The 16,414-nt window shown below is 58.4% G+C and carries 17 protein-coding genes; 14 read left to right on the top strand and 3 right to left on the bottom strand.

Features of this window, described 5'->3' with window-relative positions; translation table 11 throughout:
- The first annotated feature begins 12 nt into the window (after positions 1 to 12).
- From L8V01_RS00900 to L8V01_RS00850, 11 genes are all read left to right on the top strand, one after another.
- A complete protein-coding gene (locus tag L8V01_RS00900) occupies positions 13 to 1,404 on the top strand; it encodes a replication-associated recombination protein A (RefSeq protein WP_394371630.1) in 1,392 nt (463 codons plus the stop codon).
- Between the two features lie 101 nt (positions 1,405 to 1,505).
- Positions 1,506 to 4,190, top strand: coding sequence for an alanine--tRNA ligase (gene alaS / locus L8V01_RS00895; protein WP_269945300.1), 2,685 nt, complete (start codon positions 1,506 to 1,508; stop codon positions 4,188 to 4,190).
- Positions 4,191 to 4,201: 11 nt separating this feature from the next.
- Positions 4,202 to 4,753 carry a Holliday junction resolvase RuvX gene (gene ruvX / locus L8V01_RS00890; RefSeq protein WP_269945299.1) on the top strand — a complete coding sequence of 184 codons (552 nt, stop codon included), beginning with the start codon at positions 4,202 to 4,204 and terminating at the stop codon, positions 4,751 to 4,753.
- Positions 4,754 to 4,791: 38 nt separating this feature from the next.
- Positions 4,792 to 5,985: an endolytic transglycosylase MltG gene (gene mltG, locus L8V01_RS00885; protein WP_269945879.1), complete on the top strand. Its 1,194-nt coding sequence runs from the start codon at positions 4,792 to 4,794 to the stop codon at positions 5,983 to 5,985.
- Between the two features lie 31 nt (positions 5,986 to 6,016).
- Positions 6,017 to 6,844 carry a shikimate dehydrogenase gene (locus L8V01_RS00880; protein WP_269945298.1) on the top strand — a complete coding sequence of 276 codons (828 nt, stop codon included), beginning with the start codon at positions 6,017 to 6,019 and terminating at the stop codon, positions 6,842 to 6,844.
- Between the two features lie 112 nt (positions 6,845 to 6,956).
- A complete protein-coding gene (locus L8V01_RS00875; protein ID WP_316986883.1) occupies positions 6,957 to 7,409 on the top strand; it encodes an A24 family peptidase in 453 nt (150 codons plus the stop codon).
- A 7-nt stretch (positions 7,410 to 7,416) separates the two neighbouring features.
- Complete coding sequence (aroC, locus tag L8V01_RS00870) at positions 7,417 to 8,628, top strand: chorismate synthase (RefSeq protein WP_269945297.1); 1,212 nt, start codon at positions 7,417 to 7,419, stop codon at positions 8,626 to 8,628.
- Between the two features lie 3 nt (positions 8,629 to 8,631).
- Positions 8,632 to 9,168, top strand: coding sequence for a shikimate kinase (locus L8V01_RS00865; RefSeq protein WP_269945296.1), 537 nt, complete (start codon positions 8,632 to 8,634; stop codon positions 9,166 to 9,168).
- A 63-nt stretch (positions 9,169 to 9,231) separates the two neighbouring features.
- A complete protein-coding gene (gene aroB / locus L8V01_RS00860) occupies positions 9,232 to 10,302 on the top strand; it encodes a 3-dehydroquinate synthase (protein ID WP_269945295.1) in 1,071 nt (356 codons plus the stop codon).
- Between the two features lie 2 nt (positions 10,303 to 10,304).
- Positions 10,305 to 10,733: a type II 3-dehydroquinate dehydratase gene (gene aroQ / locus L8V01_RS00855; protein ID WP_269945294.1), complete on the top strand. Its 429-nt coding sequence runs from the start codon at positions 10,305 to 10,307 to the stop codon at positions 10,731 to 10,733.
- A gap of 119 nt (positions 10,734 to 10,852) precedes the next feature.
- The gene (locus L8V01_RS00850) at positions 10,853 to 11,959 is read left to right on the top strand and encodes an aminopeptidase P family protein (RefSeq protein WP_269945293.1); all 1,107 of its coding nucleotides are present in this window, start codon (positions 10,853 to 10,855) and stop codon (positions 11,957 to 11,959) included.
- On the opposite strand, the gene L8V01_RS00845 is transcribed toward L8V01_RS00850, so the two are convergent.
- A complete protein-coding gene (locus L8V01_RS00845; RefSeq protein WP_269945292.1) occupies positions 11,956 to 12,852 on the bottom strand; it encodes a GDSL-type esterase/lipase family protein in 897 nt (298 codons plus the stop codon). The two genes, L8V01_RS00850 and L8V01_RS00845, sit on opposite strands and share 4 nt — an antisense overlap.
- A gap of 253 nt (positions 12,853 to 13,105) precedes the next feature.
- On the opposite strand from L8V01_RS00845, the gene efp reads away from it, so the two are divergent.
- The 3 genes from efp to L8V01_RS00830 all read left to right on the top strand — a co-directional run bounded on the left by efp (position 13,106) and on the right by L8V01_RS00830 (position 15,276).
- Entirely contained in the window at positions 13,106 to 13,669 is a 564-nt protein-coding gene (gene efp, locus L8V01_RS00840; protein ID WP_023021466.1) for an elongation factor P, read from the top strand.
- An 11-nt stretch (positions 13,670 to 13,680) separates the two neighbouring features.
- On the top strand, positions 13,681 to 14,310 hold the full coding sequence (gene nusB, locus L8V01_RS00835; protein ID WP_269945291.1) for a transcription antitermination factor NusB: 630 nt from the start codon (positions 13,681 to 13,683) through the stop codon (positions 14,308 to 14,310).
- A 111-nt stretch (positions 14,311 to 14,421) separates the two neighbouring features.
- Complete coding sequence (locus L8V01_RS00830) at positions 14,422 to 15,276, top strand: PPK2 family polyphosphate kinase (RefSeq protein ID WP_269945290.1); 855 nt, start codon at positions 14,422 to 14,424, stop codon at positions 15,274 to 15,276.
- An 87-nt stretch (positions 15,277 to 15,363) separates the two neighbouring features.
- Here L8V01_RS00830 and L8V01_RS00825 read toward each other — a convergent pair whose 3' ends face one another.
- A complete protein-coding gene (locus L8V01_RS00825; protein WP_269945289.1) occupies positions 15,364 to 15,876 on the bottom strand; it encodes a YbjN domain-containing protein in 513 nt (170 codons plus the stop codon).
- A complete protein-coding gene (locus L8V01_RS00820; RefSeq protein WP_269945288.1) occupies positions 15,869 to 16,360 on the bottom strand; it encodes a YbjN domain-containing protein in 492 nt (163 codons plus the stop codon). Before L8V01_RS00820 ends, L8V01_RS00825 begins: the two co-directional genes overlap by 8 nt.
- Positions 16,361 to 16,414: the final 54 nt, after the last annotated feature.

The following is a 16,414-nucleotide window of genomic DNA, read 5'->3' as shown; positions in this document are numbered from 1 at the left end:
GGAAGATTCTAAGTGTCTCAAGACTTGTTGTTTGGCGGGCCCGCTCCGGAGCAGGGGACATCCGCGTTGCCTGGCAAAAATCTTTTCGCCACCCACGCGGGATCTCCACTCGCGGCACGGATGCGCCCACAGAGTTTGGATGAAGTGGTTGGACAAGAGCACCTCTTGGCCCCGGGGAAGCCGCTTCGCCGCTTGGTAGAAGGCTCCGGCGAGGCCTCGGTCATTTTATACGGGCCTCCCGGCACGGGTAAGACCACCATCGCCTCGCTCATTGCTAGCCAAATGGGGCAGAATTTCGTGGGCCTATCCGCGCTCGATTCGGGCGTCAAGCAGGTCCGCGAGGTCATCACCCACGCACGTCAAGAGCTTATTCATGGCCGGCGGACGGTGCTGTTTATCGATGAGGTGCATCGCTTTTCCAAAACCCAACAGGATGCGCTCCTGGCGGCCGTGGAAAACCGCACGGTGCTGCTGGTAGCGGCGACGACAGAAAATCCTTCGTTCTCCGTCGTGGCTCCGCTATTGTCACGGTCGCTACTTTTGCAGCTGCATTCGCTAAGCGATGACGACCTGAGGGGCGTCGCCAAGCGCGCGCTAGAGAGCGACCGTGGTCTGGGCGAACGCAAGATTCGGATTACTGATGAGGCCTTGGATCAGTTAGTTCTTTTGGCTGGCGGCGATGCGCGGCGCACGCTGACCTATTTGGAAGCGGCCGCAGAGGCAGTGGACGATGGCGGGGAAATTACCCCACAGACGGTCACGGAAAACGTCAATAAGGCAGTGGTGCGCTATGACCGTGATGGCGATCAACACTATGACGTGGTCTCAGCTTTTATTAAATCCATTCGCGGCTCCGATGTTGATGCTGCTTTGCACTATCTGGCTCGCATGGTGGAAGCGGGCGAGGACCCGCGATTTATCGCTCGCAGGCTCATAGTTCATGCCTCTGAGGACATTGGCATGGCCGATCCCACCGCACTCCAAGTTGCTGTGGCGGCAGCGGAAGCAGCGCAGCTTATCGGCATGCCGGAGGCTAGAATCCCGCTGGCTCAGGCCACCATTCATCTGGCTACCGCGCCCAAATCTCCCTCGGTTATATCGGCCATCACGCAGGCGCAGGCAGATGTGGCCGCCGGGAAGGTGGGCCACGTACCAGCGCACCTTAGGGATGGCCACTATGAAGGGGCAAAGAAATTGGGAAATGCTGTGGGCTATGTCTATCCCCACGATGATCCCCGAGGCGTTGTAGAGCAGCAATACCTGCCCGACGAGCTAGAGGGCTCCGTGTACTATGAACCCACCGATCACGGCGCCGAGAAGCGTGTTTATGACTACATTGGCCGGTTGCGCAGCATTATTCGTGGTAAGCGCGCCCCTGGCAAGAATGCCCGCCGTCCGCAATGATCCCCACCAATGGGAAACGACGGTGCGGTGAGGGGTAAAGTTGGGCGGGTTAGAAACTTCTAGATAGAAGATGAAAGCTCACACAGTTAGGATTGTTGCTCGTGAAGACTCATGAGATCCGGGAACGGTTTACCCAGCACTTCGTCAATTCTGGTCACGAGGCAGTGCCAAGCGCCTCGCTGATCCTGGATGACCCTAACCTGCTTTTCGTAAACGCGGGCATGGTTCCGTTCAAGCCCTATTTCTTGGGCCAGCAGAACCCGCCCTTTGCAAAGGGCCTCGCTACCTCCATCCAAAAGTGCGTGCGCACCTTGGATATTGACGAGGTAGGCATTACTACCCGTCACAACACCTTCTTCCAGATGGCCGGAAACTTCTCCTTTGGCCAGTACTTCAAGGAAGGCGCCATTACCAATGCGTGGACCTTGCTTACCGGCTCCGTCGACGAGGGCGGATTTGGCCTTGACCCAGAGCGCCTGTGGGTCACGGTTTACCTAGATGATGATGAGGCGGCCGATATTTGGCGCGACAAGATTGGTGTTCCAGAAGAACGCATTCAGCGCCTAGGCATGGAGGACAACTACTGGTCCATGGGCATCCCCGGACCATGCGGCCCGTGTTCCGAGATTTATTTTGACCGCGGTCCTGAATACGGCAAGGACGGCGGCCCGATTGCCGACGATAACCGCTACATGGAGATCTGGAACTTGGTCTTCATGCAAAACGAGCGCGGTGAGGGAATTGGCAAGGGCAACTTTGAGATCGTCGGCGAGCTGCCCAAGAAGAACATCGATACCGGCCTCGGCATCGAGCGCGTGGCCTGCATCCTGCAGGGTGTAGATAACGTCTACGAGACGGACCTGCTGCGTCCAGTTATTGACGTCGCCGAGGAGCTCACCGGAGCCACCTATGGTGACAAGGCCTCCCACGAGGACAATATCCGCTTCCGCGTGGTAGCTGACCACTCCCGTACCGGCATGATGCTCATCTTGGACGGCGTAACCCCTGGCAATGAGGGCCGCGGATACATCCTGCGCCGCCTGCTGCGCCGCATTATTCGCTCCGCCAAGCTGCTGGGCGCTAAGGGCGCGACTATGGAGCACTTCATGAACACGGTCATGGATACCATGACTCCGTCCTACCCGGAGATTGCGGACAACCGCGAGCGCATCCTGCGCGTTGCCGTCAATGAAGAAAAGGCCTTCCTGAAGACCCTCGAGTCCGGCACCCGCCTCTTCGATGATGCCGTACAGGAGCTCAAGTCCACCTCCCGTGCCAAGACCGCGAAGGTGCTGCCGGGTGAGAAGGCCTTTGAGCTGCACGATACCTATGGTTTCCCCATCGATCTGACGCTCGAGATGGCGCAGGAGGCCGGCCTTGAGGTCGACATGGATGGCTTTAACGACGCCATGGGGGAGCAGCGGCGCCGCGCCAAGGCCGATAACCAAGCCAAAAAGCACGGCCATACCGACCTTTCGCTCTACCGCGACTGGGTAGACAATAACCCCACCGTCTTTACGGGCTACGAGGAGCTTACTTCCGACGCCCGCGTGATCGGCCTTGTCCGCGGCGGCGAGAAGGTCGAACAAGTAGATGAGGGTGACCAGGTTGAGGTCATCCTAGACCACACCCCGCTGTACGCCGAGGCTGGCGGCCAGATGGCCGACCGCGGCCGCATCGTGGCGGGCGAGTCCTTGCTGGAGGTCAATGACGTCCAAAAGATTGGCAAGAAGCTGTGGGTGCACAAGGCTACGGTCACCGCCGGCGGTCTTGATCTGGGCATGTCGGTTCAGGCGGCCGTCGACGAGCAATGGCGCCACGGTGCTACCCAGGCGCACTCTGCAACGCACCTGATTCACGCCGCGCTGCGCCGGGTGCTTGGCCCCACCGCTGTCCAGGCAGGCTCTATGAACCGTCCGGGTTACCTGCGCTTTGACTTCAACTACACCGAGCAGCTCAGCCAGGCGCAGCTGGAAGAGATTGCTCTGATCACCAACCAGGCGATCGACTCCAACTTTGCCGTCAATACCATTGAGACCTCCCTGGAGGAGGCAAAGGCTATGGGCGCTATGGCACTCTTCGGTGAAAACTACGGCAAGGAAGTCCGCGTCGTAGAAATCGGCGGTCCGTTCTCCATCGAGCTCTGTGGCGGTACCCACGTTGGTTCCTCCTCCGAAATCGGACCCGTGTCCGTGCTGGGTGAATCTTCCGTCGGCTCTGGTGCTCGCCGCATCGAGGCTTACTCCGGTTTGGATGCCTTCCGTTACTATTCCAAGGAAACCGCTCTGGTAGAAGGCGTCTCCCGCGAGCTCAAGGTGCAGACCGAGGATTTGCCAGACCGCATTGCTCAGCTCTCTGAGAAGCTCAAGGCAGCGGAGAAGGAAATTGAAACCCTGCGCAAGCAGCAACTGGCTGCGCGTGCCTCCGAGTTCGTCGGCGCCGCTAAGGACATTAATGGCTTCAAGGTCATTGCGCTGACCTTGCCGGAAGGCACCACAGGTGGGGACCTGCGCACCGTTGCTACGGACCTGCGCAACCGCCTGCGCGAGGAAGAGGCCGTTATCGTCTTGGGCGCCGAGGACAAGGGCAAGTTCCCGTTCATTGCGGCAGCCACGGATAAGGCCGTCGGCCGCGGGGTGAAGTCCGGGGACATTGTCAAGCAGTTTGGCCAGTTCGTCGATGGCCGTGGCGGCGGTAAGCCGGATATGGCCCAAGGATCTGGATCTACCGCAGCGGGTGCCGAGCGCGGCTTTGAAGCCGTCAAGGACATGCTCGAGTCCCTGTAGGAAGGTCGGCTGTGGCGAAGGTAGAACCAGATACCCCCGGTGTGAATGATCCGGGGCAGGGCCGCCGGCTCGCACTCGACGTCGGAACAGTGCGCATTGGGGTCGCGGTGTCTAATAGGGAAGCAACGCTTGCCACCCCAGTGGAAACTGTTCACCGCGAAACTGGCTTCAAGGACCGAGACAAGGGCGATATCGACCGCATCCTGGAATTAATTAATTCTTACGAGGCGGTGGAGATCATCGTTGGTTTGCCCAGAGATTTGCAGGGAAATGGTTCAAAGAGCGTAAAACATGCTAAGGAAATTGCGTTTCGGATCCGCCGCCGGTTGAATCGAAATGCAAATATAGATAAAGTTCCACCGCCAGTACGCTTGGCTGATGAGCGTTTGACTACCGTAGCGGCAACGACCGCGCTGCGCGCGTCTGGCGTGTCCGAAAAGAAGGGCCGCAAAGTCATCGACCAAGCCGCAGCGGTGGAGATTTTGCAGTCCTGGTTGGACGGGCGCGCGAACGCCCTTCGCTCGGATGATGCAATTGACCAGCCTTCAGACTCAGGAGACTAAAACACGTGAGCCGTAACCAAGAACGCCTCGGCCGATCGATGGACCCGAAATACGTCAAACGCCGCCAGCGCGGTATTGCCGTCATCGTCGCATCTATCATCGTTATCCTTGGTGCCCTTATCTACATCGGATTCCGTCTCGGAAATACTTCGGCCGACTATGAAGGAACCGGCAACGGTACTACCCAACTCGTGGAGGTGCCTGAGGGCTCGTCTATGTCAGAGCTGGGGCCCGCCTTGGTGGAAAAGAATGTGGTGAAGACTCAAGACGCCTTTGACTCTGCCGCGTCCATGAATCACAGCGCAAGCCAGATTCAGCCTGGGTTCTACCGTCTACAAGAAGAGATGAGCGCGGAATCTGCGGTAGAGGCTTTGCTGGATAAGAATAACCGCGTAGACATGCTTGAGGTTCAAGGCGGCGCTACCTTGGAAGATGTCAAGGTTGTCGGCGGAGATGTCCGCTACGGCATTTACTCCCTCATCTCTAAGGTAAGCTGCAACGATGGCAACTGCCTGAAGAAGGAAGACTTGGAGAAGGTCGCGGCGGAAACCGACCCGGCTGAACTGGGTGCACCACAGTGGGCTCTGGATGCTATCAACAAGCGCGGCAATGACCCTAAGCGCATCGAGGGCCTCATTGCCCCTGGCCAGTACGTCTTGGATCCCAATATGGAGGCCAAGGACATCCTTAAGGATCTCATTACTCGCTCGACCAAGCGTTACAATGAGACCAATATTGAAGAGCGCGCAAAGGCCATTGGGCTGAGCCCATATGAGCTGCTTACCTCCGCTTCCTTGGTAGAGCGTGAGGCCCCAGCTGGTGAGTTCGATAAGGTAGCCCGCGTCATCCTCAATCGTTTGGATGAGCCGATGCGTCTCGAGTTTGACTCCACCGTGAACTACGGCCTGGAAGACGTTGAGCTTGCCACCACCGATGAGGCCCGTGAGGAAAAGACCCCATGGAATACCTACGCGAAGGAAGGCCTGCCGGACACTCCGATTGCATCTCCATCCGATGAAGCTATCCAAGCTATGGAGCAACCGGCCGAGGGTAATTGGAAGTTCTTCGTCACCGTGGACGAAGAAGGCACCACCGTATTCTCGGATACGTACGATGAGCACTTGGGCCGTGTGGATGATGCCATCCGATCCGGCGTTCTCGATTCGAAGCGCGAGGGCGAAGGCGCTGGTTCCGGCAACGGCGACGCTGCTGCCGATCAACCGGCTCCCTAGAGTCCCGCCAGCCATTAAGGGGTAGATCATCATGCCACGCGCGGCAGTCTTGGGCAGTCCCATAGAGCATTCCTTGTCTCCGGTGCTCCACAATGCTGGCTACGAGGCAGCCGGGCTGGCAGGGTGGGACTACACCCGCTTCGAAACGACAGCAGAAGGTTTGCCGGACTTAGTAGAGACAAGCGATCCAGACTTCGTTGGTTTCTCCGTCACCATGCCGGGCAAATTCGCCGCCCTCCGTCTCGCAGATTCCGTGAGCGACCGCGCACAGCTGATTGGCTCGGCTAATACCTTGGTGCGTAGGGCAGATGGTTGGTTTGCAGACAATACCGACACCGAGGGCGTGCGCGGTGCCCTCGCAGAACTATTAGGGGATGAGCCAGTAGGCCACGCGCTGCTCATCGGTGCAGGGGGCACCGCCCGTCCCGCGTTGTGGGCGCTTGCCGAGCGCGGGGTGACTAACGTTATGGTGCTTAACCGTTCGGACCGTAGCGCCGAGTTGTTACCTCTTGCCTATGAATTGGGGCTGGAGCTTTCCTTTGCCGGCTTCGACAAGGACTTGTCAGCGCTGTCTCGTGCAGCCGACGTCATTGTGTCTACCGTTCCAGCCGCTGCGTTGGAAGACTATGTTTTTGACATCGCCCACGCACCGGTGCTGGATGTCATCTATGATCCCTGGCCCACACCGCTAACCACGTGTGCGGCGGCCAATGGGCACAAAACTATCGGCGGTCATGTCATGCTCGCACACCAAGCGTTTAGCCAATTCGAGCAATTTACAGGGGTGGCCGCTCCGCGGGAAGAAATGTTGGAAGCATTGAACGAGGAATTGCGGCGACGCTCGCAAACGTCTTACTAGGAGAGGCGTCGGCAAGCGCGGGCCGCAACCGCGTGGGGTAACACGCAGCAGATTTCGCCGTGCATGAGCAAGCGGTCAGCGCTTCCTCAAAGCGTGGCCTACTCTGAGCCCCGTGCTTATTTTCGGGGGAATTATCTATTGTTCCTGGGCAGCAGTGCTGTCTTGGTGGGACGTTCGACAGCGCCGTTTGCCAGATTGGCTAACGCTGCCGGCAGCAGCGCTGTCACTTACCGTTGCCAATTGGAATGGACTGTGGTGGCCGGGGATATACCTCGTGCTGGGGCTGGCCCACGCAGGCGTGGGCGGAGGAGATATAAAACTCGCCCTGCCCTTGGGGATGCTGGTGGGGCATGTGGCGGGGTTTATGGGGGTGGTGGCGGCGAGTGGCTGCGCGTCTATTCTGACGCTTTTTGGTCTGCGTGGACTGGGCATAAGAAAAGCCCGCATGGCCCCGCGATGTTGCTTGCCGCGGCCGTTGTCGTGGTGTGTGTACACCCTCTTTGAGGGGGTGGAAGAATATATTGCAGGGCCAAGTTCGTACTGGATTGGCCATGCCGTGCGATAATACCCGCATGCTTCGTTGGACTACTGCAGGTGAATCCCACGGCCAGGCTCTTATTTCTTTGCTGGAGCACATGCCCGCCGGGGTTCCTATCACCCGCGCCGATATTTCCCATCAGCTTTCCCGGCGCCGCCTAGGCTATGGCCGTGGCGCCCGTATGAAATTTGAGGCTGATGAGGTCACTGTTCTGGGAGGAGTCCGCCACGGGCTCACCTTGGGTAGCCCCATCGCCATCATGATTGGCAATACGGAGTGGCCGAAGTGGACCACTATCATGTCGCCCGATCCGTTGGATATGGACGATGAAGACAATATTAAGGCGATGAACTCGGGGCGTGGTGCCGCCTTGACTAGGCCGCGTCCAGGACACGCGGACTTTGCCGGAATGGTGAAATACCGCCACAGCGAAGCGCGGCCGGTTCTGGAGCGCTCTTCCGCCCGCGAGACTGCGGCGCGTGTGGCTGCCGCTACCGTTGCGCGCAATTTCCTGCGCGAAACCCTCGGCGTCGAGGTTTTCTCCCACGTTATTTCTATTGGCGCTTCCGAGCCTTATGAGAGGCCCGCGCCAGCATTCGCGGATATCGAAGCGATCGATGATTCGCCAGTTCGCGCCTGTGATAAGGAGGCAGAGGCTTCCATGATCGCGGAAATCGAGGCCGCAAAGAAGCAGGGCGATACCTTGGGCGGCATCGTGGAGGTCGTGGTGGATGGCCTCCCTATTGGGCTAGGATCGCACATTTCCGGCGATGACCGCCTGGACGCACAATTGGCCAGCGCTTTGATGGGGATTCAAGCTATCAAGGGCGTGGAAATTGGTGATGGTTTTGCAGAGGCTCGTCGTCGCGGCTCCGCTGCCCACGATGAAATGGTGCGAACTGCAGACGGCGTATCCCGCCTCACCAACCGTGCAGGTGGACTGGAAGGCGGCATGACTAATGGGCAACAATTGCGTGTGCGTGCGGCGATGAAGCCGATTTCCACCGTTCCGCGCGCGCTGCGCACGATTGATATGGAATCCGGCGCCGATGCTACAGCGATCCACCAGCGTTCGGACGTTTGCGCCGTTCCAGCGGCCGGTGTGGTGGCGGAAGCCATGGTTGCCCTCGTTCTTGCGCGTTCTGTGCTTGAGAAGTTCGGCGGGGATAGCCTCGAAGAAACTTCCCAGGCCATTGCTGCGTATGATAAATACGTTTCGGACCGTCTTGCTTTTAACCAGGAGTAGGTTATGACCACCCCAGCCGCTGTCACGGGGCAACCCCGTCCACGCGTTGTTTTGGTTGGCCCGCCGGGCGCGGGCAAATCCACCATTGGCCGCCGCCTTTCTCATGCCTTGAGCTGTGAATTGGTGGATTCGGATCACCTCATCGAACAGGCAAAGGAAAAGCCTTGTGGGGAAGTCTTTAGCGAGCTCGGCGAGCCAGGCTTCCGCGCGCTTGAGGCCGAGCACGTAGCTGCTGCCTTGCGCACATCTGGGGTTGTCAGCTTGGGCGGCGGGGCGGTGCTCACGGATTCTACCCGTGAACTACTGGAGCGCCATACCGTAATCTTCTTGGATATTTCCCCTGAAGAGGGTGCACGACGCACCTCCGGTGATAGTAACCGGCCGGTTCTTGCGGCTGACGATCCCCTTGAGCACTATCGCAGCCTCGTGGAGACGCGGCGCCCGTATTACCTGGAAGTTGCCGATTATCGGGTGCGTACCGATGCCCGGACCCCGCAGCAGGTAGTGGGCGATATTCTCGGCTTCCTCGATACCCTTTAAAAGCTCCTGCGCTAGCACTTGTTCCTCGCCACACCGGCTTGGCGGCGAACGGAAAGGATCATCATGCCCACGATTGCCGTTAACGGACCGCAGCCCTATGAAGCTCGCATTGGCGCCGGTCTAAACCAAGACATCGCACGGCGCTGCGTGGAGATTGGTGCCAACCAGGCGGGCATTGTCTTCCAGCCGCCGCTGCGTGCCGCGGCTGAGCACCTAGCCGAACTCGTTGCTGCGGAGGGAGTTTCGCCTACGCTTATCGACGTCCCCGATGCCGAGGCCGCTAAGCAGCTCAGCGTTATCGGCGGCGTGTGGGACCAGCTGGGGGAGAAGGGCTTTAACCGCCGTGACGTCATCATTGGCTTGGGCGGTGGTGCCACCACCGATTTGGCTGGGTTCGCCGCAGCCGGGTGGATGCGCGGCATCAAGGTCATCCAGGTTCCTACCACGCTTTTGGCCATGGTTGACGCAGCCGTCGGCGGCAAGACCGGCATCAATACGGCAGCCGGGAAAAATCTGGTCGGTGCCTTCCACGAGCCGGATTCTGTATTTGTGGATCTGGAACGCCTCGAAACCCTGCCGTCGGCGGAACTCGTGGCTGGGTCAGCGGAGATCATCAAGACTGGGTTCATCCATGACCCGATAATCCTTGAGCGCTATGAGAGCGACCCTGCCGCTTGTTTGGATCCGCAGGGCTTCCTTCCAGAGTTGATTGCGCGCTCCATCGCGGTTAAGGCCGCAGTGGTAGGAGAGGACCTCAAAGAATCGGGACTGCGTGAAACGCTGAACTACGGCCATACCTTTGGCCATGCTGTGGAGCGCCATGAACATTACGAATGGCGCCATGGCAACGCGGTAGCGGTCGGCATGATGTTTATTGCCCACCTGTCGCATGCGCGCGGCCTCATTGACACTGAACTTGTGGAAAAGCACCGGCGTATCCTGCACAGCATTGGGCTGCCGACGTCATATAGAGCAGGCCAGTTTGCAGACCTGCATGAGGCAATGACCCACGATAAGAAGAACCGCGACGGCAAGATTCGCTTCGTCGCCTTGACTGGGGTGGGCGAGACCACGCGCTTAGAAGGCCCCAGCACGGAAGAGTTAGAGGCGGCCTACGCCGCGATTTCGGAGTAGAAATGAAGATTATTGTACTCAATGGCCCGAACTTGAACCGCTTGGGAAAGCGGCAGCCGGATGTTTACGGTTCCACCACCCTGGAGGATGTAGAGAAAATGGTCTCCTCTCACGCCGCCGAGCACGGTGCAGAAGTAGAGTGCTTCCAGTCCAACCATGAGGGGGAGCTGATTGAAAAAGTACATGCCGCTGCGGATGCGGGACACCCCGTAATAATTAACCCCGGCGGATTTACCCATACCTCAGTGGCCCTGCGAGACGCCCTGGCAGAGGTCGCGGAAGGCGCCGGATTCGTTGAGGTACATATCTCTAATGTGCACGCGCGCGAGCCCTTCCGCCATCACTCTTATCTCAGCCCTATTGCCCGCGGCGTCATTGCCGGGTTGGGAGTCTTTGGCTACGTGGCGGCAGTGGATTACCTGTGCCAATAAGCCCCCACGAACGGGCTGGATAGAAGCCGTGGAGAGATAATTCGGCCCAACTGTGGTGGCGGGGTCGATATACTGGGTGGATACTTTCTATACCGTTGTCGACCCAGAAGGATGAAATCATGGCTTTGGCAGATACCCGCTTTAGCGACCGGCGCCGCAAGCTTGCCGCGGAACTGGCCGGCCAGCGCATAGATGCCGTGCTGGTAACCCACCTCACGCACGTGCGCTACCTTTCGGGGTTCTCCGGTTCGAATGGCGGGCTGCTTTTGCGCAAGGATCTTACCGCGCAGGTTGCTACCGACGGCCGGTATACCACGCAGATTGCCCGCGAGGTTCCTGATCTGGAGGCTATCCAAGGCCGCGCAGTAGGAAAGGTGCTTCTCCAGCAGTTTGCCGATGTTGAGGGGCCGGTCCGCGTGGGTTTCGAAGCCGACTATCTCACGGTCTCTGAGCTCAAGGACCTTGAAGAGTCGGCTCCGGAGTCGGTCACCTTGGTCCCTGTTGCTGGGGTGATTGAAAATATCCGCTTGGTCAAGGACCAACTTGAGCTAGAAAAGCTGGAAGAAATTGCCGCGCTGGCCAACCAGGCACTGGAAGACTTGCTTGCTGCAGGCGAGCTGCGTGCCGGCCGCACCGAGCGCCAGGTGGCCGCCGATTTGGAATACCGGATGCGTATGCTGGGCTCGGAGCGGGTGAGCTTCGATACCATCGTCGCTTCTGGCCCGAATTCGGCGATGCCGCACCATGGCGCTGATGACCGGATCATCGAGGACGGCGACCTAGTGACCATCGATTTCGGTGCGCACCTGCGCGGGTTTAACTCCGATTGCACCCGCACCTACGTCGTGGGCTCGGCGAATGACTTTGCTAAGGAAATTTATGACGTGGTGCTTCGTGCTCAAAAGGCGGGCGTGGCAGCGTCGGTGCCGGGCGCTACGCTTGCCGACGTCGACGCCGCCTGCCGCGACGTCATCTCTGCCGCCGGCTATGGCGATTACTTTGTGCATTCGACGGGACACGGTGTGGGTCTTGACGTCCACGAGGCCCCGTTCGCGGCTCAGACCGGCAAGGGTGAACTCGCTGCCGGTATGACCTTGACCATCGAGCCCGGCATCTACGTGCCGGGCAAGGGTGGCGTGCGCATCGAAGATACCCTCATCATCACCGATGGTGCGCCGAAGATCATCACTGCCGCGACGAAGGAGTTCACCGAAGTGCCGGGTTAGTGGGCCAGCACCTTGGAGTTGAGCAGCTGGGCGACATTCTGGTTGCCCAGGTGCGTGAGGTGGTTAAAGAGGTTGTGCGGTACGGAGTACTCCCACTTGCCAGAAATCCAGCGGGTGCTATCCGGCGCGCACATGCCGTGATCAATGGAATCGGCGCGTAGGTCGTAGTACTGCACGCCGTTTGCGCTCGCTGCCTTGTACATCGCGCTATTGACGTGGTCCTCACCGGTGCGCACCAGGCCCGCGTAATCCATATTGAAACCGGTAGCGGTGGAGCCCGGCATGGAGGTACGCAGAGGACAGACTGCGCCGTTGCGGGCGGAGACGGCGGGGTAACCTACAACGGTGATGCGGGCATTCGGAGCGGCCTGGCGAACCCGCTGGATCGAATGCTTCATACCGTCAAAGTAGGGGTTGGATGAAGAAAGCGAGGGGCGCATGATCTCTTGGAAATCGTTGGCGCCGAACTGGATGAGAACATTCTTCGTTGCGCCATTGAGATCATTATTGGCGATTGCGCCGTTGATCTGCTCATCAAAGTCCTTGCGGTGCGAATGGCCGGCGGCCTTCGCCGCGGAACAGGCGTAGTTGGCAACGTGCTGGCCAGAAACGCGTGCAAGTTCGCGGCCAACATTGCTCTGGCCCTGCGGGCAGCCCTGTGGGGAAGGTGCACCCGGGGTGTCTTCAATGCCATGGGTTGCGGAAGACAGCGTGGTGCCCGCCGAAGGAGACAGGCTCGAGGTCGTGCCGACCTGGCCATATGTAGGGTTGGCGAAGACAGAATCACCAAACATTACGGTCTGGGCATCCGCCGCCATCGCCTGTGGAGCGGTAAGCGCTGCTACGGCCGCGCCGGTAGTGGTAGCAATGGCATAAAGCTTCTTGAGAGACATCGCAAAGATCCTTGGTAGATATGAGAAAAATCAATAATGCAAAACCATATCGTACAGCGAGTTATTGCTGGATAAAAACGATTGATTATCGGGGAACTCGGTTGCTTTGGGCAGGCGAAAATCCTCGAAGGTCACTTCTCGTGTCAATGTAGGTCAGAAATGGGGGACCGGTAATACCCCAAGGGGCAGTTGTCCGGTAGGCTTAAACATTGCTTTCAACCTTTAGTCCACAATTTTCGGGAGTTTAACCGCAATGGCTGATACTACTGATTTCAAGAACGGCCTCGTTCTGAAGATCGACAACAAACTCATGCAGATCGTTGAGTTCCAGCACGTGAAGCCGGGCAAGGGCCCCGCCTTCGTGCGCACCAAGCTCAAGGATGTTGTCTCCGGGAAGACCGTGGACAAGACCTGGAATGCAGGCGTGAAGGTAGAGACCGCTACTGTGGATCGCCGCGATATGACCTACCTGTACAACGATGGCACCAGCTACGTTGTCATGGATGAAAAGACCTTCGAGCAGTTTGAGCTCCCACCGGAGAAGTTCGGCGATGCCGCTCGCTTCCTGCTGGAGAACATGCGCGTTCAGGTTTCCTTCTACGAGGATGAGGCACTTTTTGCAGAACTGCCTATTTCCGTAGACCTTAAGGTCGAGCACACCGAACCTGGCCTGCAGGGTGACCGTTCTTCTGGTGGCACCAAGCCTGCTACCTTGGAGACCGGCGCTGAGATCCAGGTTCCGCTGTTCATTGAGATCGGCAACGTCCTCAAGATCGATACCCGTACCGGCGAGTACCTCTCCCGCGTTAACAACTAGGGCATCTGACTGTGTCTGATAACACCCCTAAGCGCGATATCAACTACAAGCGGCACACCGCGCGCTACCGCGCACGTCGCCGTGCCGCCGATATCCTCTACGAAGCAGAAAACAGGGACGTCGATCCCGTCGCCATCGTGGAGGATCGCATCGCCTTGGCACGTGAGGATCGCAACGCGGTAGCGCCGATTGCCGAGTACACCAAGGTCATTATCAAGGGCGCAGCCGAAGAGCTTGATGTCATCGATGAGACTATCGCTCGCTACCTTTCTGAGGACTGGGAGCTGCACCGTATTCCCGCAGTAGACCGCGCTATCCTGCGCGTTTCGGTCTGGGAGCTACTCTTCAATCCCGATATTCCTACCGCCACCGCTGTAGTAGAAGGCGTAGAAATCGCCTCTCAGTACTCCAATGAGCAGGCAGCACCGTATATCCACGCGGTATTGGACGATGTGGCGCAGTCCCGCTCCGCCGAAAGCCCGATGTCTGCAGAGAACCAGGGCCTAGAGGAAGAGGAACACGATGCTGCTGCGGCTAAGGACACCACGGATGCCGTTCCACCAGCAGAATCGGCAGAGACTGCGAGCAACGCTACCGCGACTGATGAGGATTCTGAATCTGCGGAAGACTCGGCCGAGTAGCACCGTCGAGTAATACTCGCGCCCTTTTATCGTGAGCCAATTTTCCGCCTGTGGTCGGCTTGGTAGAAACACCAGGCTGGCGGCGGGCGGTATTCTTGTACCATGGCAGGCATGGGCAAATTCAAGATTCATGATGCGCTGGGCCTGAGAGCAGGGAAGAACTTCCGCCTCGCTGATGTAGACCCTGCCGTTACGCCAGGTTTTAGTGGCTCTAAGGCCGACCTTGCTGCTCGCTTTGCACGTTACGACGAAGAGCTTTATGAGCTCCAAGAGCGTCTTTTTGCTAATGGTCGCGCGCATGAAGATGGCGCGCCGTCTTTACTGGTGGTTTTGCAAGGGATGGATACCTCCGGCAAGGGCGGCGCCATACGTAATGTCTTTTCGGTCTTTGACCCGCAAGGCACCAAAACTGTGGGCTTTGGCAAACCGACGGACGAGGAATTGGCGCACGACTTTTTGTGGCGCATTCGCAAACATGACCCCCGGCCGGGCCAGATTGTGGCGTTCGACCGCTCCCATTATGAAGATGTGCTCATCCAGCGGGTACATAAATGGGTAGACGAAGACGAAGTGGACCGCCGTTTTGCAGCCATACGGGACTATGAGCAGGAACTTGCCGGCCGCAGCGTTAAGATTTTAAAGATATTTCTGCATATCTCTCCGCAGTTCCAAAAAGAAAACCTCCTGGAGCGCACCGAACGCGAGGACAAATATTGGAAATACGATCCATCCGATATTGAGGAGCGCGGATATTGGGACGAGTACATGGCTGCTTATGAAGATGCCATTCGCCGAACAGATGAAATCTGGGCACCGTGGTATGTCCTCCCCACGGACAATAAGAAATACGCCCGCATGGCGTTGAAATTCCTCATGGTGGACGCGTTGCGCCACCTAGAGCTTTCTTGGCCTGCACCGGATTTTGATCCTGAGCAAGAACGCCAGCGCATCCTCGACGCCGAGTGAATGTCCACAAGAAAAGCTCCCTTTTTGCCGCCCAATCCCGCATGAGGAATGGAAGGCTAAGGGAGCTTGCATCTTAGGCGGCGTTAGTTAACTCGTGGCATCTCCAGCACCGGAGTTATTGCCTTCCGCGCCGGCGTTGCCAGCAGTTTCGGAGCCAAGCTTGGCCATTTCTTCCGCAGCAGAGACCATGGCGTCCTGTCCACGGATTACGCCGTCTACTGCAGATTTCAAGGCTGCCTGCAGCTGCTCATCGGTCATGCCGGCAGCGGCAGGGATATCGCGCTCGGTGCGCACCACGAGCATGTCATCGTGCTCCGAGATAACTGCGCGCGCGCCGAAGGCTACGGAGTTGATCTGGTTAGCCGCGAGGAAGAGGCCGGCATCGGCCTTGGAATAGGCGGCGTCGGTAGGCACATCGCAACGGACGATAACCACGGAATCAAGGACCGCGAACATGGTAGGCAGGCCATTGAGGTTGGCTGTAGCTGCCTCAATATCGCTGTCCATCTTGGTCAATTCGATGTCGAAGGTGCGCATGGCCTCGACAACGCGGTCAAGGGTGATCTCCGGCAGGTTGTTTTCGGTAGAGGCATTAGTCATGGTTGTGCTCCTCCCAAGTCACGAGCTGTGGGTAGTGTTCTTCCACGAAGGCGAAGGACTGCAGCATAGAATCCAGCGTGGACATCACGAAGGCGCCGATCTGGTTGCGGGACAAACCGTGGGCAATGTTGATCTCGCGCACGCCGGAGACGGCGAGGTTATTCTCGGCTGACTCAAAGAAGCGCAGGGTCGGCGCGAAGTGCTGCTGGTTCCACTGGTTGAGCACCGTCAACAGGCTTGGGCCCTCAGAAGAAGGCACGTTGCCGCGCCAGACGGAATCTGCCACGAGCACATCATCGCGCACCTGCATGGCGATGGCGACGTTGGAGAAACCCGTGCGCAGGATCTGCACGGTCTCTTCCTCGCTCACTGGCTGCTCTTCGAGGCGGTATTCCAGGTTCTCAGATGCAAAGATCTCGCCGATGCGCTCGAGAATTACGGGCTCTACCGGCGTATCGGGATACAGGGTTGGTTCTTCAGACACTTAAGTAGTCTCAATCCATGTACTAATCGGGGATAAAGGTCAACCTTTGCTAGT

The sequence above is a fragment of the Corynebacterium curieae genome (assembly GCF_027570035.1).
Lineage (GTDB): Bacteria > Actinomycetota > Actinomycetes > Mycobacteriales > Mycobacteriaceae > Corynebacterium > Corynebacterium curieae.
Note: the sequence above shows the minus strand (reverse complement) of the source record. Positions and strands in the feature narration are given on the sequence as shown.

What these genes read in the sequence shown, in the direction of transcription:
- mltG (WP_269945879.1), top strand. Translation starts at nt 4,792, where the DNA reads ATGGACCCGAAATACGTCAAACGCCGCCAGCGCGGTATTGCCGTCATC.
- L8V01_RS00880 (WP_269945298.1), top strand. Translation starts at nt 6,017, where the DNA reads ATGCCACGCGCGGCAGTCTTGGGCAGTCCCATAGAGCATTCCTTGTCT.
- aroC (WP_269945297.1), top strand. Translation starts at nt 7,417, where the DNA reads ATGCTTCGTTGGACTACTGCAGGTGAATCCCACGGCCAGGCTCTTATT.
- L8V01_RS00865 (WP_269945296.1), top strand. Translation starts at nt 8,632, where the DNA reads ATGACCACCCCAGCCGCTGTCACGGGGCAACCCCGTCCACGCGTTGTT.
- aroB (WP_269945295.1), top strand. Translation starts at nt 9,232, where the DNA reads ATGCCCACGATTGCCGTTAACGGACCGCAGCCCTATGAAGCTCGCATT.
- aroQ (WP_269945294.1), top strand. Translation starts at nt 10,305, where the DNA reads ATGAAGATTATTGTACTCAATGGCCCGAACTTGAACCGCTTGGGAAAG.
- L8V01_RS00850 (WP_269945293.1), top strand. Translation starts at nt 10,853, where the DNA reads ATGGCTTTGGCAGATACCCGCTTTAGCGACCGGCGCCGCAAGCTTGCC.
- L8V01_RS00845 (WP_269945292.1), bottom strand. Translation starts at nt 12,852, where the DNA reads ATGTCTCTCAAGAAGCTTTATGCCATTGCTACCACTACCGGCGCGGCC.
- efp (WP_023021466.1), top strand. Translation starts at nt 13,106, where the DNA reads ATGGCTGATACTACTGATTTCAAGAACGGCCTCGTTCTGAAGATCGAC.
- L8V01_RS00830 (WP_269945290.1), top strand. Translation starts at nt 14,422, where the DNA reads ATGGGCAAATTCAAGATTCATGATGCGCTGGGCCTGAGAGCAGGGAAG.
- L8V01_RS00825 (WP_269945289.1), bottom strand. Translation starts at nt 15,876, where the DNA reads ATGACTAATGCCTCTACCGAAAACAACCTGCCGGAGATCACCCTTGAC.